Source organism: Stagnihabitans lacustris (genome assembly GCF_025950525.1).
GTDB lineage: Bacteria > Pseudomonadota > Alphaproteobacteria > Rhodobacterales > Rhodobacteraceae > Stagnihabitans.
Window position 1 is genome coordinate 438,796 of record NZ_JAPDGS010000002.1, and the last position, 21,197, is coordinate 459,992.

General features: G+C 65.1%; 18 protein-coding genes and 1 riboswitch. Of the genes, 8 read left to right on the forward strand and 10 right to left on the reverse strand.

Going from position 1 to position 21,197, the window contains the following annotated elements; translation table 11 throughout:
• Nucleotides 1-246: 246 nt before the first annotated feature.
• From NX862_RS06745 to NX862_RS06755, 3 genes are read right to left on the reverse strand one after another with little or no spacing between them, the layout of a single operon-like run.
• Entirely contained in the window at nucleotides 247-1,206 is a 960-nt protein-coding gene (locus tag NX862_RS06745) for a 1-phosphofructokinase family hexose kinase (RefSeq protein WP_264493118.1), read from the reverse strand.
• Between the two features lie 3 nt (nucleotides 1,207-1,209).
• Complete coding sequence (locus NX862_RS06750) at nucleotides 1,210-1,791, reverse strand: hypothetical protein (RefSeq protein ID WP_264493119.1); 582 nt, start codon at nucleotides 1,789-1,791, stop codon at nucleotides 1,210-1,212.
• A gap of 55 nt (nucleotides 1,792-1,846) precedes the next feature.
• On the reverse strand, nucleotides 1,847-2,254 hold the full coding sequence (locus tag NX862_RS06755) for a metallopeptidase family protein (protein ID WP_264493120.1): 408 nt from the start codon (nucleotides 2,252-2,254) through the stop codon (nucleotides 1,847-1,849).
• A 96-nt stretch (nucleotides 2,255-2,350) separates the two neighbouring features.
• Between NX862_RS06755 and gltX the strand changes: the two genes are divergently transcribed.
• Nucleotides 2,351-3,679, forward strand: coding sequence for a glutamate--tRNA ligase (gltX, locus tag NX862_RS06760; protein ID WP_264493121.1), 1,329 nt, complete (start codon nucleotides 2,351-2,353; stop codon nucleotides 3,677-3,679).
• A gap of 221 nt (nucleotides 3,680-3,900) precedes the next feature.
• Here gltX and gcvP read toward each other — a convergent pair whose 3' ends face one another.
• The 3 genes from gcvP to gcvT form a co-directional block, all read right to left on the reverse strand.
• Complete coding sequence (gene gcvP / locus NX862_RS06765; protein WP_264493122.1) at nucleotides 3,901-6,795, reverse strand: aminomethyl-transferring glycine dehydrogenase; 2,895 nt, start codon at nucleotides 6,793-6,795, stop codon at nucleotides 3,901-3,903.
• A gap of 89 nt (nucleotides 6,796-6,884) precedes the next feature.
• Complete coding sequence (gcvH, locus tag NX862_RS06770; protein WP_264493123.1) at nucleotides 6,885-7,244, reverse strand: glycine cleavage system protein GcvH; 360 nt, start codon at nucleotides 7,242-7,244, stop codon at nucleotides 6,885-6,887.
• 8 nt (nucleotides 7,245-7,252) lie between these two features.
• Nucleotides 7,253-8,368, reverse strand: a complete 1,116-nt coding sequence (gene gcvT / locus NX862_RS06775; protein ID WP_264493124.1) for a glycine cleavage system aminomethyltransferase GcvT — start codon at nucleotides 8,366-8,368, stop codon at nucleotides 7,253-7,255.
• Nucleotides 8,369-8,534: 166 nt separating this feature from the next.
• Nucleotides 8,535-8,623, reverse strand: a riboswitch (glycine riboswitch).
• Between the two features lie 182 nt (nucleotides 8,624-8,805).
• Between gcvT and NX862_RS06780 the strand changes: the two genes are divergently transcribed.
• From NX862_RS06780 to NX862_RS06805, 6 genes are all read left to right on the forward strand, one after another.
• On the forward strand, nucleotides 8,806-9,531 hold the full coding sequence (locus tag NX862_RS06780; RefSeq protein WP_264493125.1) for an AzlC family ABC transporter permease: 726 nt from the start codon (nucleotides 8,806-8,808) through the stop codon (nucleotides 9,529-9,531).
• Nucleotides 9,521-9,847: an AzlD domain-containing protein gene (locus tag NX862_RS06785; RefSeq protein ID WP_264493126.1), complete on the forward strand. Its 327-nt coding sequence runs from the start codon at nucleotides 9,521-9,523 to the stop codon at nucleotides 9,845-9,847. The genes NX862_RS06780 and NX862_RS06785 overlap by 11 nt, the downstream gene beginning before the upstream one ends.
• 9 nt (nucleotides 9,848-9,856) lie before the next feature.
• The gene (locus NX862_RS06790; RefSeq protein ID WP_264493127.1) at nucleotides 9,857-11,230 is read left to right on the forward strand and encodes a sensor histidine kinase; all 1,374 of its coding nucleotides are present in this window, start codon (nucleotides 9,857-9,859) and stop codon (nucleotides 11,228-11,230) included.
• Complete coding sequence (locus tag NX862_RS06795; protein ID WP_264493128.1) at nucleotides 11,227-11,871, forward strand: response regulator; 645 nt, start codon at nucleotides 11,227-11,229, stop codon at nucleotides 11,869-11,871. The genes NX862_RS06790 and NX862_RS06795 overlap by 4 nt, the downstream gene beginning before the upstream one ends.
• Nucleotides 11,872-12,630: 759 nt before the next feature.
• Entirely contained in the window at nucleotides 12,631-12,828 is a 198-nt protein-coding gene (locus tag NX862_RS06800) for a hypothetical protein (protein ID WP_264493129.1), read from the forward strand.
• Between the two features lie 391 nt (nucleotides 12,829-13,219).
• Nucleotides 13,220-14,425: a M24 family metallopeptidase gene (locus tag NX862_RS06805; protein WP_264493130.1), complete on the forward strand. Its 1,206-nt coding sequence runs from the start codon at nucleotides 13,220-13,222 to the stop codon at nucleotides 14,423-14,425.
• A gap of 75 nt (nucleotides 14,426-14,500) precedes the next feature.
• Here the strand turns inward: NX862_RS06805 and NX862_RS06810 are convergent, their stop codons facing one another.
• Nucleotides 14,501-15,337, reverse strand: coding sequence for an EamA family transporter (locus tag NX862_RS06810; protein WP_264493131.1), 837 nt, complete (start codon nucleotides 15,335-15,337; stop codon nucleotides 14,501-14,503).
• Between the two features lie 105 nt (nucleotides 15,338-15,442).
• The gene (locus NX862_RS06815; protein ID WP_264493132.1) at nucleotides 15,443-17,350 is read right to left on the reverse strand and encodes an NADPH-dependent 2,4-dienoyl-CoA reductase; all 1,908 of its coding nucleotides are present in this window, start codon (nucleotides 17,348-17,350) and stop codon (nucleotides 15,443-15,445) included.
• Between the two features lie 416 nt (nucleotides 17,351-17,766).
• Here NX862_RS06815 and NX862_RS06820 point away from each other — a divergent pair, with 416 nt between their 5' ends.
• A complete protein-coding gene (locus tag NX862_RS06820) occupies nucleotides 17,767-18,231 on the forward strand; it encodes an REP-associated tyrosine transposase (protein ID WP_264493133.1) in 465 nt (154 codons plus the stop codon).
• Between the two features lie 132 nt (nucleotides 18,232-18,363).
• On the opposite strand, the gene NX862_RS06825 is transcribed toward NX862_RS06820, so the two are convergent.
• On the reverse strand, nucleotides 18,364-19,059 hold the full coding sequence (locus tag NX862_RS06825) for an SLATT domain-containing protein (RefSeq protein ID WP_264493134.1): 696 nt from the start codon (nucleotides 19,057-19,059) through the stop codon (nucleotides 18,364-18,366).
• A gap of 87 nt (nucleotides 19,060-19,146) precedes the next feature.
• A complete protein-coding gene (lepA, locus tag NX862_RS06830; RefSeq protein ID WP_264493135.1) occupies nucleotides 19,147-20,946 on the reverse strand; it encodes a translation elongation factor 4 in 1,800 nt (599 codons plus the stop codon).
• Nucleotides 20,947-21,197: the final 251 nt, after the last annotated feature.

Here is a 21,197-nt window from a genome sequence, read left to right on the forward strand (position 1 = left end):
CATCTCGCCTCTGGCCTGCGGCCAACCGGCTCGGGCGAAGGGCCTCCGGCGGGAGTATTTGGGCCAATGTGAAAGACAAAGGCCCGGGCAAGTGCATCTTGCGCGATGTTGCGCCAGCGGGGCGTGGTTAGAGGTCGGGGGCGCGGTTGGGCCCTTCTTCGTCTTTCACATTGATCCAAATATTCCGGGGGGTGAGGGGGGCAGCGCCCCCCTGCGCGGGTGGGGCCCAGACCTGCGCGGTGGGGCCTAGACCTGAGAGATCACACATTCCGGCAAAAGCCGCAGCACGTCTTCAGCCCGGCAAAGCTGCGTGGCATCCGTCGTTACCGCGGCCGAGGCTGCAGCCGTGCCCATGGCCAGCGCGGCTTCGGGCCCCTCGCCACGCGCCAGCGTCAGCACGAGGCCTGCCACAAAGCTGTCACCCGCCCCCACCGTCGACCTGACCTTGACCTTGGCCGCCTTGGCAAAGATGCGGCGGTCGTTATCCACCAGCACCGACCCATCGGCCCCGCGTGCCACGATCACCGTCCGCGCCACCCCCGCCTTGACCAGACCCGCGGCGAAATCGGCGGAGTCCGAGCGGGTGGCAAGGGGGCGACCGGCCAGGCTCTCGGCCTCGTCGCCATCCATCCGCAGGATCGCAAGGCCGGGGATCGGGTTGCTGACCGCCTCGACCAGGGCGGGGCCGGAAGTGTCCAGCACCACGTTCAGCCCCGGCATGGCCCGCGCCAGACGTGCCGGAAAGTCCACCGGCACGCCGGGCGGCTGGCTGCCCGAGATCACGCCAAAAGCCCCCGGGCGGGCCGAGGCGCGCAGCAGGGTGAAGACCCGCGTCTGATCCTCGTCCGACCATTTCGGCCCCGGCAGCATGAAGCGGTATTGCCGCCCGGTGGTCGTCTCGGTCACGGTCAGGCTTTGCCGCGTCTCGCCGGGGGCGGTCAGGGCCAGGAAGGGCACGCCCTCATTCCGGATCAGGCCGGCCAGCCGGTCGCCGGTCAACCCGCCCAGGGCCACCAGCGCCAGGCTTTCCCCGCCCAGGGCACTGATCGCCCGGCTGACATTCAGCCCACCGCCGCCCGGGTCCAGCAAAGGGTCCGAACAGCGCAGCTTTTGATCCGGGATCAGCGCCGGCACATCCGAGGACATGTCCAGCGCCGGGTTCAGCGTCAGCGTCACGACCGGAGTTTGCTGGGCGGGATTGGGCATCGGCTACTCCGCGATTTCGATGGCGGTCTGGAAGGACCCGGATTTCTGGCTGTTCTTGTCGCGCAGGGTTGTCACCAAAGTATAGCGCCCCGGTTTGATACCCTGCAAAGTATAGGTGATATTGGCCGGAATTTCGCGGTTCAGATGCCGCGAGGTGGTGTTGTATTGCGTCACCTCGGGCAGGTTGGCCAATTGGTTTCCGCCCGAATCCAGCACCTGCAGGTCGATGAAGAAATTGACCGACCAAAGCCCCTCGCCGGGATTGCCATAGTCGAAACCCACCGGCTCGCAGTAAATCAAGACCGGCTCGCCCTGTTTGAAGACATTGGTCGCGCGGGGGTTATAGACGCCGTATCCCGTGGCCTCTGTTTCGACCAGCAGGGCCTGGGTGAACGACATCTCCAGCGCCTGGGCCCAGACCCCGGCCAGCAGGTCCTGGGCCAGCGACACCGCCGCCGCGCCATCGCCCTCGGCCAATTTGCCCTCGATGGCGGCGGCCTGATCGGCCACCGGGCCGGCAAAGGCAGCAGAGGCGAGGGCACCCCACAAGAGAAGTCCGGCAGAAATCCGCATGCAATAGGTCATGCCCGCAGGTTTAACCGTGAACAGGGGGTGGGGGAAGGGGGCTCATCCACGCGCTCTATTCCCACCAGGGGTCGATGGCGGCGATATCGTCATCGGACCAGCCGAAATGATGGGCCAATTCGTGGACCAGAACATGGGACACCAATTCCCCCAAAGAGACATTCCCGCGGTCGATCCATTCTTCCAGGATCGGACGGCGATACAAGAAGATCTGGTCCGGCCGCGGATCGGGCTCTGACAGGCGCTTTTCGGTCAGGGGGATGCCGTCGTAAAGCCCGGTCAGATCATAGGGGTCCTCGATCTGCAGCGCCTCAAGGATTTCGGGCTCGGCGAAATCGGCGATCACCAGACGGACTTCGGTGGCGGCAATGCGAAAGGCCTCGGGCAGGGCTTGGCGCGCGGCCTCGGCCAAGGAGAGGATCAGCGCCCCATCGGGGGCAAGGGCGTCGGATGGGGTCAACATCGGCCAAGGATGGGGGGTGCGCCCCGGTCCCGCAAGGCCTTTTGCTGGACAAATCGCTTGGGAAGTGACAGGGAAAGCGGAAATCTGGAGTTCATGATGACCCGTCCGACTGTCACCCGCTTTGCCCCCTCGCCCACCGGTTACATCCATGTGGGCAACCTGCGCACCGCCTTGATGAATTACCTGATCGCCCGCAAGACCGGCGGCACCTTCATCCTGCGGCTGGACGACACGGACCAAGAGCGGTCAAAGCAGGAATACATCGACGGCCTGAAGCAGGACCTGGAGTGGCTGGGCCTGCATTGGGACCGCATCGAACAGCAGTCGCTGCGCTTTGACCGCTACCGCGAGGCGGCAGAGGGGCTGAAGGCGGCGGGGCGGTTCTATGAGTGTTTCGAGACGCCGGTGGAACTGGACCTGAAACGGAAAAAACAGCTGAACATGGGCCGCCCACCGGTCTATGATCGGTCGTCCTATCGGCTGACCGAGGCCGAGCGCGAGGCCATGCGCGCCGAGGGGCGTCAAGGCTATTGGCGTTTCCTGCTGGAACAGAACCGCATCGAATGGCCGGATGGCATCCTGGGCGATATCTCGATCGACGCGGCTTCGGTGTCGGACCCGGTCTTGATCCGGGCGGATGGGCAGATCCTGTATACCTTTGCCTCTTCGGTGGATGACATTGACATGGGGGTCACGAATATCGTCCGCGGCGCCGATCACGTGACCAATACCGCGACGCAGATCCAGATCATGCAGGCGATGGGCGGCACGCCTCCGGCCTTTGCGCACCATTCGCTGTTGACCGGGCCGCAGGGCGAGGAACTGTCCAAACGCCTGGGCGTCCTTGCGCTGCGTGACCTGCGCGAGCGCGGGGTAGAGCCGATGGCTCTGCTGTCCCTGATGGCGCGGCTGGGGTCGTCGAAGCCCGTGGAAGTGGCCGGTTCGGTGGAAGAGCTGATCGCGGGTTTCGACGTCGAAAGCTTTGGCGCGGCGCCGACCAAGCTGGATAGCGAGGACCTCTTCCCCCTGACCCGCGCGATCCTTGGGGCCCGGCCTTACGCGCAGGTCAAGGCTCAGGTCGCGGCGCTGGGCGTGCCCGATGCCATCGCCGAGGATTTCTGGAATGTCGCGCGTGAGAACATCACCGTGATGGCCGATCTGGCCGCGTGGTGGACCCTGTTCCGCGACGGCGCCGAGCCCCTGGTGGACGAAGAGGACCGCGATTTCGTGGCCCAAGCGCTTGCGATGCTGCCGGCCCAGCCCTGGACGAAGGACACCTGGGGCCAGTGGACGGCGGCGGTCAAGGAGGCCACGGGCCGCAAGGGCAAGGGCCTCTTCCGCCCCTTGCGCCGCGCGCTGACGGGCCGCGACGCAGGCCCCGAAATGGCCGATGTCATGCCCTTGCTGCAAACGGTCCGCAAGTAAACGGAGCGCCTGCGGCGCAAGGTTATTTTCTCGCCTCTGGCCTGCGGCCAACCGGCTCGGACGTGCCTCCGGCGGGAATATTTGGATCAGTATGAAAGAGGGCGCCCCATGCCGGTGGCGCCCTCTTTCATACTGATCCAAATACTCACGGGGATTTTCAAGGGGGCCGTGGCCCCCTTGAAGCGGGGGTGCGGGGGCGGCAGCCCCCGCTTCCCGGCGCGCTACTCTGCCGCCTGGGCGTAATCCTCCACGGGTGGGCAGATGCATTGCAGGTTGCGATCTCCCCAGACGTTGTCGACGCGGCCCACGGGGGGCCAGTATTTGTCGACGCGGAAGGCGCCGGGGGGGAAGCAACCCTGCTCGCGGGGATAGTGCCGCGTCCAGTCGGCCACCAGATCCTCGACCGTGTGGGGGGCGTGGCGGAGGGGACTGTTCTCGGCCGTGATCTCGCCGTTTTCCACCGCGCGGATTTCCTCGCGGATCGCCAGAAGCGCGGTGATAAAGCGGTCGATCTCGGCCTTGGTCTCGGATTCGGTCGGCTCCACCATCAGCGTCCCCGCCACGGGCCAGCTCATTGTCGGCGCGTGAAAGCCGTTGTCGATCAGGCGTTTGGCGATATCGTCCACGGTCACGCCGCAAGCCGCAAAGGGCCGCGTGTCCAGGATACATTCATGCGCCACCCGTCCCTTGTTGCCCATGAAAAGCACCGGATAGCTGCCGCCCAGCCGGGCCGCGATGTAGTTGGCCGAGAGGATCGCCACGCGGGTCGCCTGGGTCAGGCCCTGCCCCCCCATCATCAGGCAATAGGCCCAGGAGATCAGCAGGATGCTTGCCGAACCCCAAGGCGCCGCCGACACGGGGCCGGCACTTGAGTTTTGCAGGCCTACGCCTGCGGGTGAGTTTTGCAGGCCTACGCCTGCGGGACCGCCGGTATGCCCATGCCCCGGCAGATAGGGCGCCAGATGCGCCTTGACGCCAATCGGCCCCATGCCCGGGCCGCCACCGCCATGCGGGATCGCAAAGGTCTTGTGCAGGTTCAGGTGGCTGACATCCGAGCCCACCTCTCCCGGCTTCACCAGGCCCACCAGGGCGTTCATGTTTGCCCCGTCCAGATAGACCTGGCCGCCATGGTCATGGGTGATCTTGCAGATCTCGCGCACGGTTTCCTCAAAGACCCCATGCGTCGAGGGATAGGTGATCATGCAGGCGGCCAGCCGGTTCCCCGCCTCCGCCGCCTTGGCCCGGAAGTCGTCAAGGTCGACGTCGCCATTCGGCGCGGTCTTCACGACCACCACCCCCATCCCCGCCATCTGCGCCGAAGCCGGGTTGGTGCCATGGGCCGAGGTCGGGATCAGGCACAGGGTGCGCTGATGATCCCCGCGCGCCTTGTGATAGCCGATGATCGTCATCAGCCCGGCATATTCCCCCTGCGCGCCGGAATTGGGCTGCATCGAAAAGGCCTCATATCCGGTGATTTCGCACAGCTTGTCGGTCAGGTCGGCAAAGACCTCGTGATAGCCTGCCGCCTGATCGACCGGGACAAAGGGGTGGATATTGGCGAACTCGGGCCAGGTGATCGCGGCCATTTCCGCCGCCGCGTTCAGCTTCATCGTGCAGGACCCCAAGGGGATCATCGCGCGGTCCAGGGCCAGGTCACGGTCGGAAAGCCGGCGCATATAGCGCATCATCTCGGATTCCGCCCGGTTCATGTGAAAGACCGGATGGGTCAGGAACGCGCTTTCCCGCAGCAGGCTTTCCGGGAAGGACAGCTCGGCGCGATGCGGCGGGACGCCCTCGATGCCAAAGGCGCGCAGGACCCGGATCAGGACCTGTTCATCCGTCGTCTCGTCCAGCGTGATCCCCACGCGGTCGGCACCGATCTTGCGGAAGTTCAACCCCTCGGCCCGGGCGGCGGCCAGGATGCCCGCCTGACCCACCCCAACCTCGACCGTGATCGTGTCATAAAACGCCTTGGGTGACACCTTGGCCCCCGCCGCCCCCAAAGCCCGATACAGCCGGTTGGTCAGGAAATGCACCCGCTCGCCAATCGCGCGCAGCCCCTTTGGCCCATGGAACACCGCATACATCGAGGCCATGACGGCCAGCAAAGCCTGCGCGGTGCAGACGTTGGAGGTCGCCTTTTCGCGCCGGATATGTTGCTCGCGGGTCTGCAGCGCCAGCCGGTAGGCCTTGTTGCCGCGGCTGTCGATGGAGACGCCGACGATCCGCCCCGGCATCTGCCGCTTTAGCGCGTCCTTGCAGGCGAAAAACGCCGCATGAGGCCCGCCATAGCCCATCGGCACGCCGAACCTCTGCGAGGACCCCAAAGCGATATCCGCCCCCATCGCGCCCGGCTCTTTCAACAGGGTCAGCGCCAGCAAATCCGTCGCCACGCAGGCAATCGCGCCCGCGTCATGCAGGCGGGCAATATCCTCGGACAGATCGCGGACATGGCCATAGGTCCCGGGATACTGGAAAAGCGCGCCAAAGACCGCCGCAGGGTCCAGATCCGCCGCCGCCCCCACGATGACCTTGATCCCCAAAGGCTCGGCCCGGGTGCGCACGACGCCGATGGTCTGGGGATGGCAATCCTCGGCCACGAAAAACGCCCGCGCCTTGGACTTGGCGCAGCGCTCGGCCATGGTCATCGCCTCGGCCGCCGCCGTCGCCTCGTCCAGCAGGCTGGCATTGGCCACATCCATGCCCGTCAGATCGGCCACCATGGTCTGATAGTTCAACAAGGCCTCAAGCCGGCCTTGGGCGATTTCGGGCTGATAGGGCGTATAGGCGGTATACCAGGCCGGGTTCTCCAGGATATTGCGTTGGATCGCGGGCGGCGTCACCGTCCCGTGATAGCCCTGCCCGATCAACGAGGTCATCACCCTGTTGCGCGCCGCCACCTGACGCATCCGCGCCAAAAGCCCCTGTTCGGACAAGGGCGCCCAGCCCAGGGGGATCGCCTGCCGGATCGAGCCCGGCACCGTCTCGTCGATCAGCGCCTCCAAACTGGCCGCACCGACCGCCTGTAGCATCGCGGCCATCTCCTCGGGCGAGGGGCCGATATGACGACGGTTCGCAAAGTCATAGGGGTTATAGTCGATGGGCGTGAAAGACATGACTTCTCCGTTAGCGGACCCTGCCGCTTTCATACTGATGCAAATATCTCCGGGGGAGAGGCCCAAAGGGCCTCGGGGGCAGCGCCCCCTTACCCGATCAGGTCAGCGTATTCGTCTTCGTCCATGAACTCGTCGATCACCGCCAGGTCATCGACCCGGATCTTGAAGAACCAGGCCTGAAGCGGGTCCTCGTTCACCAGGCCCGGATTGTCCACCAGCTTGGTATTGACCGCGATGATCTCGCCATCGACAGGCGCCAGGATATCCGAGGCCGCCTTGACGCTTTCGATCACCACCGCCTCGTCGCCTGCGGCCACCATGGTCTCGATCTCGGGGAGTTCGACGAAAACCACATCGCCCAGTTGGGTGGCGGCATGGGCGGTGATGCCCACCACGACCACATCATCGCCCTCGGCGCGAAGCCATTCGTGTTCTTCGGTAAATTTCATCGCAAGCCTCAACGTTTATAGGTGGTGGGGTGGAAGGGAAGTGTCGTCACGGTGACGGGCAGGCGTTTGCCGCGCAGTTCCGCCTCTAGCCGCGTGCCGGGTTTGGACAGCGCCAGGGGGACATAGCCCATGGCGATGGGGGCTGCGACCGAGGGGCCAAAGCCGCCGGAGGTGATGCGCCCGACCGGATCAGAGCCCTGGAACAGCTCGACCCCCTCGCGCATCGGGGCACGGCCTTCGGGGGCCAGACCGACGCGCAGCCTTTCGGGGCCAAGCTCGATCTCGCGCAGGATGCGTTCGGCGCCGGGAAAGCCGCCTTCACGCTCGCCCCCCTTGCGGCGGGATTTCGGGATGGCCCAGGACAAGGCGGCCTCGATCGGCGAGGTCGTGCGGTCGATGTCATGGCCGTAAAGGCAAAGCCCGGCCTCCAGCCGCAAAGAGTCCCGCGCGCCAAGGCCGATGGGCTGCGCGCCAGCCGTGACCAGGGCGCGGGCAAAGGCCTCGGCCCGGGCCTGGGGCAGCGAGATTTCATAGCCATCCTCGCCGGTATAGCCTGACCGCGAGACCCAAAGTTCGACACCGTCCCAATCCAGGTAAGCCACATCCATGAACCGCAGCTTGGCGGCCCCGGGGGCCATTGTGTCAAGGATCGCCTCGGCGCCGGGGCCTTGCAGCGCCAGAAGCGCGCGGTCTTGCGGCAGGACCTCGGCCACAGCAGAAAGATGGGCTTTCATATGGGCGATGTCGGCGGCCTTGCAGGCGGCGTTGACGACGACGAACAGGTGATCGCCGCGGTTGGCGAACATCAGGTCATCCAGGATGCCGCCCTTGGCATCGGTGAAAAGCCCATAGCGCTGGCGGCCGACACCCAGGTCCAGCACATCGGCGGGCACGAGGGATTCAAAGGCCAAGCAGAGTTCGGCCAGCGAGGTCTTGGGGCGCAGGATCACCTGGCCCATATGGCTGACATCAAACAGGCCAGCGCCTGCGCGGGTCGCGAGATGCTCTTTCAGCACGCCATCCGCATATTGCACCGGCATGTCATAGCCTGCGAAGGGCACCATGCGGCCGCCCCATGCGCGATGCAGGCCATCCAGCCCCAGTTTCAACAGGTCATCTTGCAAGACGCCCTCCTTCTTGGCCGGGGGCATGCCTCCGGCACCGAGCGGACAGACCAATCCCTGCCCTTCGATGCCCCCTCTGTCCTTGCCCCCCATTCTTGAGAAATGGTTCGGGCGCCTGAGATCGTTATCCCTTCGGCGGGCGCAAGCGCCACTCTCCAGAGTTTTCGTGCCAGAAACGGTCCTTGCGCCTGAGAGTTTACCGGGGCGGTTGCTCCTTCGGCACCGCATTGCTGCGGATTCTCCCGAACCTGACGGTCGCAATCTAGCCATGAAGGGTCGGATTTGGCAAGAGGGGGGAATACGATTGCATACTGTATATCCGGGGGCTGGAGGGTTTTGTACCCTCTGGGACCTGCCGCCCGATACTTGGTATGAAAGCGGTCGTGGTTTGCCGGGCGGCGCAAGAGAGTATTTAGGTCAGTATGAAAGGGGGCGGGATGGAGCGATCGGGGATCAGGGCGGGACTGGCCGAGGCCGTGCCGCTGATGTTGGGTTACTTTCCCATCGCCTTCTCCTTCGGGGTGGCGGCGACGCGCAGCGGGATGACGGGGTGGGAGGCCATGGCCCTGTCGGTCATCGTCTTTGCCGGGGCGGCGCAGTTTCTGGCGATTGCGCTGGTGGCGAGCGGCACGCCGGTGATCTTGGCGGGGCTGACGCTGGCGGCGATGAACCTGCGGCATTTGCTGTATGGGCCGGTCGTGTTGCAAAAGGCCGGAGCCATGGACAAAGGGGCGGGCGGGTCGCGGCGCTTTGCCTGGGCCTGGTCCTTCGCCCTGACCGATGAGGTTTTTGGCGCGGCGCTGGGCGCCTTGGCGCGGGGGCAGCGGTTTTCCGAGGGCTTCATGGGCGCCCTGGGCTTTGCCGCCTATGGCGCCTGGGTGGCGGGGACGGCGGCCGGGGCCTGGGCGGGGGGCGGGGCGCTGGACGGGTTCCCAGCCCTGGCGGCGGGGTTGGATTTCATGTTGCCGGGGCTGTTCCTGGCGCTTTTGCTGTCGATCCTGTCGGGGGCTCAGGTGCCGGTGATCCTTGTGGCGGGGCTGGCCACGGTGGCGGGGACCTGGGCGGTTTCGGGGACGGTGGGGCTGTTTGCCGGCATGATCAGCGGGGCGGTTCTGGGCGTGATGAGCCCCAGTCTGATGCGGAGGGGTCAGGATGCGAAGTGAGGTTCTGTTCCTGTGCCTGATCGCCGGGGGGCTGACGTATCTGTGGCGGTATCTGCCGATTCGGCTGGACCTTGGCGGCATGGGGACGCGGGGCTGGGTGGCGCGGTTTCTGGCCTCGACCGGTCCGGCGGCGATTGCCACGCTGTTCGTGGCCGAGATGCTGCCGGTGATCCGCGAGGGCGGGCCGGGCTTGGTCCATGGCGCGGCGGGGGTGCTGGGGGTGCTGGCGGTCTGGGCCTGGGCGCGGTCGGTCGTGGCGGCCACCCTGGGCGGCGCTGTGGCTGCGGGGCTGGCGGCCTTTGTCTTTGGCGGCTAGGGTCGGGCCATGAGCCTGACCGAAGACACGCGCAACTGGTGGTCCGACCTGTCGCTGGCCGGGCAATTCGCCCTGGGCGGCGGGTTGGTCATGGCCCTGGCCACCGCGGTCGTGGGGCTTTGGGTCTCGGGGCGGATCGAGGGGGTCGTGGTGCGCAATGCTGCCAACACGACCGCCCTGTATATGGAAAGCTTCATCGAGCCTTTGGCGCAGGACATGGCCCATGCATCGCGGCTGACGCCCGGCGCCGAGGCGGCTATTGCGGGGCTTTTGTCGGACACGAGCCTGGGCAAAAGGGTCATCAGCTTTAAGCTTTGGGATGGGGCGCAAAGGGTTGTGGCCGCGACCGACCCGGCTGTCATCGGCCAAAGCTTTCCCGACGAACATGACGTGGTCGCGGCCTGGGCGGGCGAGGTCGTGGCCAGCTTTGACCAGCTGGACGACGCAGAGAACGCCCGCGAACGCGCCCTGGGCCTGCCCTTGCTGCAGGTCTATACGCCGATCCGCGAAAGGGGCTCGGGGCGGATCATCGCGGTGGCCGAGTTCTACGAGGTCGCCACCGGGTTGCAGGCCGACTTGACCAAGGCGCGGATGTCGTCCTGGATGGCGGTGCTGATGGTGATGGCGGCAATCTTTGGCACGCTGTTCGCCATCGTCCTGCGCGGCAGCCGGATCATCGAACGCCAGCTGGAGGCCCTGGCCGAGATGGCCAGCCGCAATGTCAGCCTGCGCATCAAGGTGCAGGGCGCGGCGGGGCGGTTCAGCGCGCTGAACGATCAGGCCTTGCGCCAGATCGGGGCGGATCTGCATGACGGGCCGGCGCAGCTGATGGGCTTTGCCGCGCTGCGGTTGGACAGTCTGCGCAAGGGCGCCGATGCGCGGGGTCAGATCGAGATCGACGGCATCCAAAAGGCGATCCGCGAGGCGATCACCGAGATCCGCAACATCTCACGCGGGGTATCCCTGCCCGAGATCGAAAAGCGCGACATGGGCGAGGTGATCCGCGGCCTGGTCGATGCCCATGCGGCGCGCACCGGGCATGAGGTGGCCTTGACCCTGTCCCTGACGCGGGAACTGCCCCTTGCGGTCAAGATCTGTTTGGGGCGGCTGGTGCAAGAGGGGCTGACCAACGGCTTCCGCCATGCCGGGGCTTTGGGCCAGGAGGTGCGGGTGGTCGAGACCGATGGCGCGCTGGTGGCGCAGGTGCTTGACGCAGGTCCGGGGCTGGCGCAGGACCTGGGCGAGGATCTTTACGGTCTGGGGCTTGCGGGGCTGGCCGGGCGCGTGGAAAGCTTGGGCGGGGAATTGGCGCTGACGGCACGGGTTGACGGGCGGCAGGGCGCGGAATTGCGCATGGTTCTGGATTTGCGGAGCGTGGAATGACCGATATCATCCGGCTGGTTTTGGCCGACGACCATCCGATCTATCGCCAGGGTCTGGTGATGAGCCTGGGCGAGGAGGCCGATATCGAGGTTGTGGGGGCGGCCCGCGATGGCGAAGAGGTGGCCGCCATGGTGGCCGAGCTGCGGCCGGATGTGGTGCTTCTGGATGTCTCGATGCCCAAGGGGGGCGGGATCGGCGCGCTTGCGCGGATCATGGCGCAGGACAGTCCGCCCAAGGTGGCGATGCTGACGGCGTCAGAGGCGGATGAGGACCTGATGCAGGCGCTGAAACTGGGCGCCTTGGGCTATATCCTGAAAGGGGTGGGCGCCGAAGAGCTGGCCTATCTGGTGCGGGAATTGGCGGCGGGGCGGTCCTATGTCTCGCCGGGGCTGGCGGGGCGGCTTTTGGTCGCCATGCGCCGCCCGGTGGAAAAGCCCGAGAACCCTTTGGATGACCTGTCCAAGCGCGAGGAGGATATCCTCAAGCTGGTGGCCCAGGGCAAGTCGAACCGCGAGGTGGGCGAGGCTTTGGACCTGCAGGAAAAGACCGTGAAGCACTACATGACCTCGATCCTGCAGAAGCTGCAGGTGCGGAACCGGGTCGAGGCGGCGATGCTGGCGCGGCAACATCTGAAGGGGTGAGGGGGCGGCTGGTGGGTGCGGCTTTGAGGGGCGCCTTGGGTGGGCCCCGTGCGCCGGAACTTGCGCCAGCACCTGCGCCGGAACTTGCGCGCGCTTTCGCCGGGGGGGCATGGTAGCGGAGGGAGGGCGCATGACCTCTGGCGTCTGAGGGCCTTCGACACTTCGGCAGCAGAAGGCCGCCCGACCCACTCAGCCTGAGGGGTGCCGCCCGCCGCTGATCCTTGAGGGCTGCCGCCCGCTTCCACCATTTGAGGGCTGCCGCCCGCTTCCACCATTTGAGGGCTGCCGCCCTCGGGGGCATCGAGCCCCCTCGTCCGGCGTTGCCACGGAGAAACGTGACACAGAGCAGGCGCGGAGCGGGGGGGGGGGGGGGGGGGGGGGGGGGGGGCGCTTGGCGGCGGTCTTTGCACTCGCCCTTGATCCGGGACCTTCGGAAAGGGCGTCGGCGGCCCGCGGTTCATTCCACAGGGCAAAGACCCCGGCCCGCTCTCCCGGCTCTCGATCGTTCCGCCTTGTTTCCGCCCCGCAACTTTGGCCCGCAACTTAGCCACGTGGCTCTGGCCCGCAACTCTGGCCCCCCTCTCCCGGCCCCCAACCTTTTGGCCCCCAACCTGGGCGGCGAAGGGGCGGGCCTTTGGTCTGAAGGCCCACCCGTCCATGGTCCTGATCTTTGCCCGACCGCGGGCCGTGCCGCAAAGGGTTCGAATCGGGCAGGTTGGGGGCATCGGAGCAATCAAGCTCCTCAACCTGGAGGTTCCCATGAAGACGCTGATCCTGACCGCCACCCTGATCGCCGCCACCCTGTCGACCGTTGCCCCTGTTTCGGCCATGACGCTGAAGGCAGGTCTGCATGACATCGGGATGATGCAGGACTTCGACCGCAAGGGCCGCAGCCCCCGCACCCCCGGTGGCTCGGGCTGCGACGGCGCGGGCGATGTCGGCAAGCCGGGCTGCTGATCCAAAAGCGGGCAAGGCGGTCATCGCCTTGCCCGATCCCCGCACCGATCCCCGCACGTCGATGGCCCCCGGGGCCGATCCGTCAGGCAAGGCCATATCCCGGCCGCGAGATTCCGATAGCCCCACTGTGTGGGCGGCGGCCTTGGGCCGTCGATGGGCGGGGCTCCGGGGGGAGGCCCGCCCTTTTGCCGTCCAGCGCAAGTCAGCCGGTTTCCGCCGTGCGATGTCGCGGACGGGCTTGCCAAACCGCGCCCTTCGGCCCATCCTGTTGCCGAGCCGGGGCGATGGCGTCGCCCCAGGGATGTCCCACGGCTTGCGGCGCCCCGCCGCTGTCGTCCTGTACGCCGGGACCTTTCGGGGTCCCCAGCAGACCCCTTGCATGAGGTCTGAAATGACGAACCGTCCGCAACAATACCGCTTTCACCAGGGCGACCGTGTCTTGCCCTTTGCCGCGTCGGAATACGACCAGCGCCTTGCCGATCTGCGCGAAATCATGGAGATCCACGGCGTCGAGGCCTGCGTTTTCACCTCGATGCATTCGATCGCCTATTACTCGGGCTTCCTGTATTGCTCTTTCGGCAGGCCTTATGGCCTTGTGGTGACGGCGACGGAAAGCGTCACGATCAGCGCGGGCATCGACGCAGGCCAACCCTGGCGGCGCTGTCATGGCGACAACATCACCTATACCGACTGGCAGCGCGACAATTACTGGCGCGCGATCCTGTCGGTGACGGGCGAAGGCCGGGTCATCGGCTGCGAGGCCGATCACCTGACGCTGGTGCAGTCGGAAAAGCTGAACGCTTTCCTGAAGCCGAAGCGCGGGGTCGATATCTCGAAGGCGGTGATGGAGCAGCGGATGCACAAGTCGGCGGCCGAGCTGGAGATCATCCGCCATGGTGCGGCGGTGGCCGATGTTGGCGGCTTTGCCATCCGCGATGCGGTCAAGGAGGGCCTGCGCGAGATTGACATCGCCATGGCCGGCCGCGACGCGATGGAGCTGGAGATTGCGCGTCGCTTTCCCGATGCGGAATACCGCGACACCTGGGTCTGGTTTCAGTCCGGCATCAACACCGATGGCGCGCACAACCCTGTGACCTCGCGCAAGCTGCAGCGCGGCGATATCCTGTCGCTGAACACCTTCCCGATGATCAGCGGCTATTACACCGCGCTGGAGCGGACGATGTTCGTTGGCGAATGTGATGCGGCCAGCCGGCGGATCTGGGATATCAACGTCGCAGCCCATGAATACGGGATCAGCCTGTTGAAGCCCGGCGTCTCTTGCGCCGAAGTCACGGCCAAGCTGAACACCTTCTTTGAGGAACATCAGGTGCTGCAATACCGCACCTTTGGCTATGGCCATTCCTTTGGCGTCTTGTCGCATTACTATGGCCGCGAGGCGGGGCTGGAGCTGCGCGAGGATATCGACACGGTGCTGGAACCGGGCATGGTGATTTCGATGGAACCGATGCTGACGATCCCCGAAGGCCAGCCGGGCGCGGGCGGGTATCGCGAACACGACATCCTGTTCATCACCGAGGACGGCAACGAGGATATCACCAAATATCCCTATGGCCCGGAAACCAACATCGTCGGCTAAGCGCAAGACCCGGGGGCTACCCTGCGGAACCAGGGCGCTCGATGTGCAACCGCGTAGCCCGGGGTATACCCCGGGTTACAACCTCGTCAGCACCACGCCGCCGACGATCACCAAAGCGGCCAGCGCCTTGGTTCCGGTCATCTTTTCGTGGAAGAACACCCAGCCCATCGCCACCGCGAACAGGATTGACGTCTCGCGCAGAGCCGCCACCAAAGACACCGGCGCCACCGTCGTGGCCCAAATCGAGATCGCATAGGCCACATAGCTGGCCGCCGCCGCGATCAGCCCGGTGATCCAGGGTTTCCACTCACGCGGCAGGAAACCCGTCCCTTTCCACAGCGTCACGCCTCCGGCGAAAATCACCCCATCCGCGATGAAGACCCAGGCCACATAGGCCACCGCATCGCCACTGATCTTGGCCCCATGCGCGTCGATCAACGTATAGATCGAGGTCGCCACCGCCGACCCCAAGGCAAAGGGGATCAGCCGCCGGTTCTCTCCGGCAAAGATCACCCCGCCGGCCATCATCAGGATGCCCAGACCCAGCACCAGGATGCCGGCGAATTCCTGCGGCGTCAGGACCTCGCCCAGGAAAAAGGCCGAGACGACGGCCACGATCAGGGGCGCCGTCCCCCGGGCAATCGGGTAAACCCGGGACAGGTCGCCGCGCTGATAGGCCAGGGTCAGGAACAGCTTGTAGAAGAAATGCGTGCAGCCCGCCGCCAGGACCCAGGGCAGGGCTTCGGTTGCAAGCATGGGCCGCGAGGCCGCGACCGCAAGGCCAAAGGGAATCTCCCCAAGCGACAGGATCACCGTGGCCGCCATCCGGTTGGTGCCGGATTTGATCAGCGTGTTCCACAGCGCATGGAAAAAGGCGCTGCCCAGGACGGCCAGCATGACGAAGACGGACATGGGGCGACGGTTTCCCTTGCGGCCGGTGCGGCCTTGCCCCTTGTTACAAAAGCTTCATCCTTGGGTCCAGCGCGGCCGGTCGCTGGACCTATGCGCGGTCAGGCGTCATAGAGCCAAGCCCATCCGTGTGCCCTCTTCGATGGCGCGCTTGGCGTCGATGCCGGCGGCATCCCGCGCGCCGCCGATCCGGGGCCCGGGCAGGTCGGCCACGGCCTCTTGACCTGCGCAGATCACCAGGTCGGTGGCCGGAATGACCAAGGGCTGACCATCCTGAAGCACATGCAGGCCCTGATCGTCAAAGTGGCTGTAGTCCACCCCGCCCAACATCGTCACCCCATGCGCGGCCAGATGCGCCCGGTGAATCCAGCCCGTCGTTTTGCCCAAGCCCTTGCCCGGCTTGCCTTTTGACCGCTGCAAAAGCCAGATCTCGCGGCTTGGCTTCATCGGGCGGGGCGTTTGCAAACCGCCTGCGGAGACAGCCGGATCGCCCAAACCCCATTCCGTCGCGAAGTCCTCATGCCCCAGCAGAAAGGCCGCCACGTCAAAGCCGATGCCCCCGGCGCCGATGATCGCGACCCTTGGGCCCAGGGGCGCGCCATTCAGCGCCTGTTGGTAGTCCGGGCCGGGCAGGGCGGTCTTGCGCGGCCGGACCCCCGTGGCGATGACCACCGCGTCAAAGCCCGCAAGATCGGCCGTCCCGGCGCGCGTGTTCAGCCGCAGGGTGATATTGGGGTGGCGGGCCTCGGCCTCGTAATAGGCCAGCAGGGTCTGGAATTCCTCCTTGCCCGGCACCTTGGCCGCCAGCCGCATCTGGCCGCCGATCTGCGCGGCGGCCTCGAACAGCGTCACCTTGTGGCCGCGTTTGGCCGCTGTCAGCGCACAGGCCAGACCCGCCGCCCCGGCGCCGATGATGGCGACGGTCTTGGCGGGTGCTGGGGGGGCTTCGAACTCCGCCTCGCGCCCGGCGGCGGGATTGGTCAGGCAGGTGGCCGCCTTGCCCTCGAACGTGTGGTCCAGACAGGCCTGGTTGCAGGCGATGCAGGGGGTGATGTTCTGGCCGTTCTGGGCCTTGTTGACCCAGTCGGGATCGGCCAGCAGCGGTCGGGCCAGGCCGATCAGGTCGGCTTGTTTTGCCGCAAGGATCGCCTCGGCGGTGGCCGGATCTGGGATGCGGTTGACGGCGATGACCGGGCGGTCGGTCAGGGCTTTGAGCCGCGCTGTCAGGGGGGCAAAGGCCGCCCGGGGGACGTTCTGCGCGATGGTGGGCACGCGGGCCTCATGCCAGCCGATGCCGGAGTTGAAGATATCGACGAGGGGGGAGAGTTCTTGCGCCAGGGCTGCGGTGTCCTCCCAGGTCTGGCCCTGGTCGACCAGGTCGATGAGGGAAATGCGGAAGATCAATAGGTTGGGGCCGATGGCGTCGCGGGTGGCTTTCGTGACCTCACGGGCGAAAAGGCGGCGGTCCTGGCCCCAGCGGTCGGTGCGGCGGTTGGTGCGGGGGGCAAGGAACTGGTTGATCAGATAGCCTTCCGATCCCATGAGTTCGACCCCGTCATAGCCTGCGCTGATGGCCCTTTGGGCGGTGCTGGCGATGTCGGCAATCTGCTTGGCGATGGTTTCTTCGGTCAGTTCTTTGGGCGGGAAGGGGGAGATGGGGGATTTCAGCGGAGAGGGCGCGACGCAATGCGGCGAAAAGGCATAGCGGCCGGCGTGGAGGATTTGCAGGACGATCCTGGCGCCATGTTGGTGGACGGTGTCAGTGAGGTGGCGGTGGTGGGAAAGGTTCGCGTCCGTCAGCTCTGCCGCGCCTTGGAAGACCGCGCCTTCGGGATTGGGGGCGATGCCGCCGGTGATGATGAGGGCGGCGCCTCCCTCGGCGCGGGCCCGGTAAAAGCGGGTGAGGGCGGCCCAGTCCTCGCGTTCCTCGAGGCCCGTGTGCATCGAGCCCATGACGACGCGGTTCTTCAGGGTGAAGGGGCGGAGATGGAGGGGGGTGAAGAGATGGGGGTGCATGTGGGCCTCCTTTGGTTGGAGGATGGCGGAGGACGGGGGAGAGGGGAAGCGTGACGTAGGGTTCGGACCGACCCCATGGCCCTTGGGCCTCGGGGTCAAAATGGTCCAGTGGACCATTTTGAGGTCCGAACGCCCGCGAAAGCTTTCGCGGGCCGGGCGGTGGGCGCGGGTGGGGTTGGCGTAGGGCGCTCGGGTGGGTGGTGTAGGGCGGGATTTATCCCGCCGTTTGGGGGGCGGAGTCATGGGGCTCTCCGGGGCCGGGGGATTTATCCCCCGGCCCCGGTCGGTAGGGGTTGGGGCGGGGCTGTGGCCCCGGGGGCAGGGCGCGCAGAGCGGGGGATTGGGTGGGACAGAAAAGGTGCGTGAAATCACGCACCCTACACCAGTTGTTAACCTTGATCCGGTGAGATGGGGGCATGTCGGGATATGTTCGCCCTCGCGTCTCTGGCGCTTCGGTCTTCTTCACGGTCACGTTGCAGGACCGGGGCGGGCAGTTGTTGGTCGATGAAGTGGCACGGTTGCGCGAGGCGGTGGCGGTGACCAGGGCCGAGCGACCGTTCCAGATCGACGCTTTCGTCGTCTTGCCGGACCATTTGCATTGCGTCTGGACGCTTCCAGAGGGGGAGACGGATTTCTCGACGCGGTGGCGGTTGATCAAGACGCGGTTTTCGCGGGGGCTCCCGATGGGCACGCGGCGGGCAAGCCATGAGCGGCGGCAAGAGCGCGGCATATGGCAGCGGCGATTTTGGGAGCACCACATCCGCAACGAGGCCGATTTCGCGGCACATGTGCAGTATTGTTGGATCAACCCGGTGAAGCATGGGTTGGTCGAGCGGCCCGAGGATTGGCCCTATTCCTCTATCCACCGAGATTTGCGGTAGGGTGCGTGATTTCACGCACCATGGCGATGGTGGGGTGGCGGAGGTCATCAAGCGATGATGGTGGGTAGGGTGCGTGATTTCACGCACCATTACGGTGGTGGGGAGTGGTGCGTGCGAGCACGCACCCTACGATCACTTGTTCTCCGGTTCGTGTAGGCTTGCCGCATCAATCTTTTCGTCCATCTGAGGCTCGTTTGGAAAAATTGACATCCAAACAACAATCCCAGTTACGATTAGTACCGAAATGTGCAAGCTCATCCAGCTTTTTTCCCAGATGAAGTATCTGACTGGATAGACGAAACCATTTCGCCAAAACGGGGAGATAGATGAAGACAGAGAAGGCTTTCTGCACACGACCCCGTAATGGTCGAGGTTATCATGATTGAAGGCGCAGTCATCCAGAGCCGATTGATACTCCTGTTGCAATTCGCCAATTTTGGTTGCGTCCGATCGCTCCTCCGGGGTCAAGAGCATTAACCGGCTATAGACAGCAGCGATTTTTCTGGCGCTCCGATGAAGGGCCTCCCCCTTCAGTTGGAAGCCACCTGAGGATTCGAGAAGGCTGGTGATAATGATGAATATGGAGTTGACTACTGACAAAGCCAGAAGCAGCTGGCTCTGCTGAGGAGCAAGCGTCCTAAAATTCGGGATAAGTGAAAGAAAGATCACGAAAAGCGAAAGAATTGAGACCATTAGATTGGACTCTCGCTGACGGCGTTCAAGTCGGAGATTCGCCTGAAATCTTGCATCGCGTGTCATTTCTACCCGGCGAGCCAAGTCTTCAAAAGGAGTCCTGTGCTTCGGCTTTACGCTTTCAGGTTCAGTCATTCTATTCGTGGCCCTGTTAGGAAACATCTCTTTTTGAAAAAGGTGCGTGCAAGCACGCACCCTACGGGTCTCCCCTTGGGGCGGCCTTTACGAATCCATCTTCAACGCATTGATGAACGCCGTCTGCGGGATCTCGACTTTCCCGAACTGGCGCATCTTCTTCTTGCCCTCTTTCTGCTTCTCCAGCAGCTTCTTCTTCCGGGTGGCATCCCCGCCGTAGCACTTCGCCGTCACGTCCTTGCGCATCGCGCTCAAGGTCTCACGCGCGATGACCCTTCCGCCGATGGCCGCCTGGATCGGGATCTTGAACATGTGGCGGGGGATCAGCTCTTTCAGCTTTTCCACCATGCCACGGCCGCGCATCTCGGCGCGGTCGCGGTGGACCATCATCGACAAGGCGTCCACCGGCTCGTCGTTCACCAGGATCGACATCTTGACCAGGAAATCCTCGCGGTATTCGCTGATCGTGTAGTCAAAGCTGGCATAGCCCTTGGTCACCGATTTCAGGCGGTCGTAGAAGTCGAAGACGACCTCGTTCAGCGGCAGGTCATATTCGACCATGGCGCGCGATCCGGCATAGGTCAGGTTCTGTTGGATGCCGCGGCGGTCTTGGCACAGCTTCAGGATATCGCCCAGATATTCGTCGGGGACCATGATGGTCGCCTTGATCCGGGGCTCCTCGATATGGTCGATATAGGTCAGGTCGGGCATGTCGGCGGGGTTGTGGAGGTCGCGGACCTCGCCGTCCTTCATGTGCAGGTGGTAGACCACGGAAGGCGCGGTGGTGATCAGGTCGAGGTCGAACTCACGCTCCAGCCGTTCACGGATCACCTCCAGGTGGAGGAGGCCGAGGAAGCCGCAGCGGAAGCCGAAACCGAGGGCGGCGGAGGTCTCCATCTCGGTCGAGAAGCTTGCGTCGTTCAGCGCCAGTTTCTCGATCGCGTCGCGGAGCGTTTCGAAGTCGTTGGCGTCGACCGGGAAGAGGCCGCAGAAGACGACGGGTTGGGCGGGTTTGAAACCGTCGAGGGGCGTCTCGCAGGGTTTGCGTTCGTGGGTGACGGTGTCGCCGACGCGGGTGTCGCGGACCTGCTTGATCGAGGCGGTGAAGATGCCGATTTCGCCCGGGCCAAGCTCGGGGATATCGACCATCTGGGGGCGGAGGACGGCGAGCTTGTCGATGCCGTAAGCCGCGTTCGTGGCCATCATGCGGATGCGGTCGCCCTTTTTGATCACGCCGTCGATGACGCGGATCATGACGACCACACCCAGATAGGCGTCATACCAGCTGTCGACCAGCATGGCCTTGAGCGGCGCATCCCGCGTGCCTTTCGGCGCCGGAAGCCGGGTCACGATGGCCTCCAGCACATCGGGAATCCCAAGGCCGGATTTGGCCGAAATGAGCACCGAATCCGAGGCGTCCAGACCGATGACGTCTTCGATCTGCGCCTTCACCCGCTCGGGTTCGGCCGCCGGAAGGTCGATCTTGTTCAGCACGGGCACGATGTCATGGCCCGCGTCCAGTGCCTGGTAGACATTGGCGAGCGTCTGGGCCTCGACGCCTTGGGAGGCATCGACGACCAGCAAGGACCCCTCCACAGCGCGCATGGAACGCGAGACCTCATAGGCGAAGTCGACATGGCCGGGGGTGTCGATCAGGTTCAGGACATAGTCCAGCCCATCCTTGGCGCGGTAGTTCAGCCGCACCGTGTTGGCCTTGATCGTGATGCCACGCTCACGCTCGATGTCCATGCTGTCAAGCATCTGCTCTTTCATGTCGCGTTGGGCGACAGTGCCGGTCGCCTGAATCAGGCGGTCGGCGAGCGTGGATTTGCCGTGGTCGATGTGAGCCACGATGGAGAAATTGCGGATACGGTCAAGATCGGTCATGGCCGCCCTATAGCCCAAGGCGGGCTGCCGGGGAAGGGGGCTGCCCGCGTTTGCCGGCGGTTTGCGGGGTGATTCCAAAGCCAGCGGCGCGTTTGGCGGCAAGCCCCGGGGAGGCGCTGCCTCCCCGGACCCCTCCGGAATATTTGGGTCAGTATGAAAGGGGCAGATTTAGGGGGGCTTGGGAATGGGGCCACCGGATTTGGGGGTGGGGTCCGGGCAAGGGCGGAAATCCGCGCAAATCCCTGCCAGGG

Coding starts and splice junctions, on each gene's coding strand:
- NX862_RS06745 (WP_264493118.1), bottom strand. CDS start 1,206: ATGCCCAATCCCGCCCAGCAAACTCCGGTCGTGACGCTGACGCTGAAC.
- NX862_RS06750 (WP_264493119.1), bottom strand. CDS start 1,791: ATGACCTATTGCATGCGGATTTCTGCCGGACTTCTCTTGTGGGGTGCC.
- NX862_RS06755 (WP_264493120.1), bottom strand. CDS start 2,254: ATGTTGACCCCATCCGACGCCCTTGCCCCCGATGGGGCGCTGATCCTC.
- gltX (WP_264493121.1), top strand. CDS start 2,351: ATGACCCGTCCGACTGTCACCCGCTTTGCCCCCTCGCCCACCGGTTAC.
- gcvP (WP_264493122.1), bottom strand. CDS start 6,795: ATGTCTTTCACGCCCATCGACTATAACCCCTATGACTTTGCGAACCGT.
- gcvH (WP_264493123.1), bottom strand. CDS start 7,244: ATGAAATTTACCGAAGAACACGAATGGCTTCGCGCCGAGGGCGATGAT.
- NX862_RS06780 (WP_264493125.1), top strand. CDS start 8,806: ATGGAGCGATCGGGGATCAGGGCGGGACTGGCCGAGGCCGTGCCGCTG.
- NX862_RS06785 (WP_264493126.1), top strand. CDS start 9,521: ATGCGAAGTGAGGTTCTGTTCCTGTGCCTGATCGCCGGGGGGCTGACG.
- NX862_RS06790 (WP_264493127.1), top strand. CDS start 9,857: ATGAGCCTGACCGAAGACACGCGCAACTGGTGGTCCGACCTGTCGCTG.
- NX862_RS06795 (WP_264493128.1), top strand. CDS start 11,227: ATGACCGATATCATCCGGCTGGTTTTGGCCGACGACCATCCGATCTAT.
- NX862_RS06800 (WP_264493129.1), top strand. CDS start 12,631: ATGAAGACGCTGATCCTGACCGCCACCCTGATCGCCGCCACCCTGTCG.
- NX862_RS06805 (WP_264493130.1), top strand. CDS start 13,220: ATGACGAACCGTCCGCAACAATACCGCTTTCACCAGGGCGACCGTGTC.
- NX862_RS06810 (WP_264493131.1), bottom strand. CDS start 15,337: ATGTCCGTCTTCGTCATGCTGGCCGTCCTGGGCAGCGCCTTTTTCCAT.
- NX862_RS06815 (WP_264493132.1), bottom strand. CDS start 17,350: ATGCACCCCCATCTCTTCACCCCCCTCCATCTCCGCCCCTTCACCCTG.
- NX862_RS06820 (WP_264493133.1), top strand. CDS start 17,767: ATGTCGGGATATGTTCGCCCTCGCGTCTCTGGCGCTTCGGTCTTCTTC.
- NX862_RS06825 (WP_264493134.1), bottom strand. CDS start 19,059: ATGACTGAACCTGAAAGCGTAAAGCCGAAGCACAGGACTCCTTTTGAA.
- lepA (WP_264493135.1), bottom strand. CDS start 20,946: ATGACCGATCTTGACCGTATCCGCAATTTCTCCATCGTGGCTCACATC.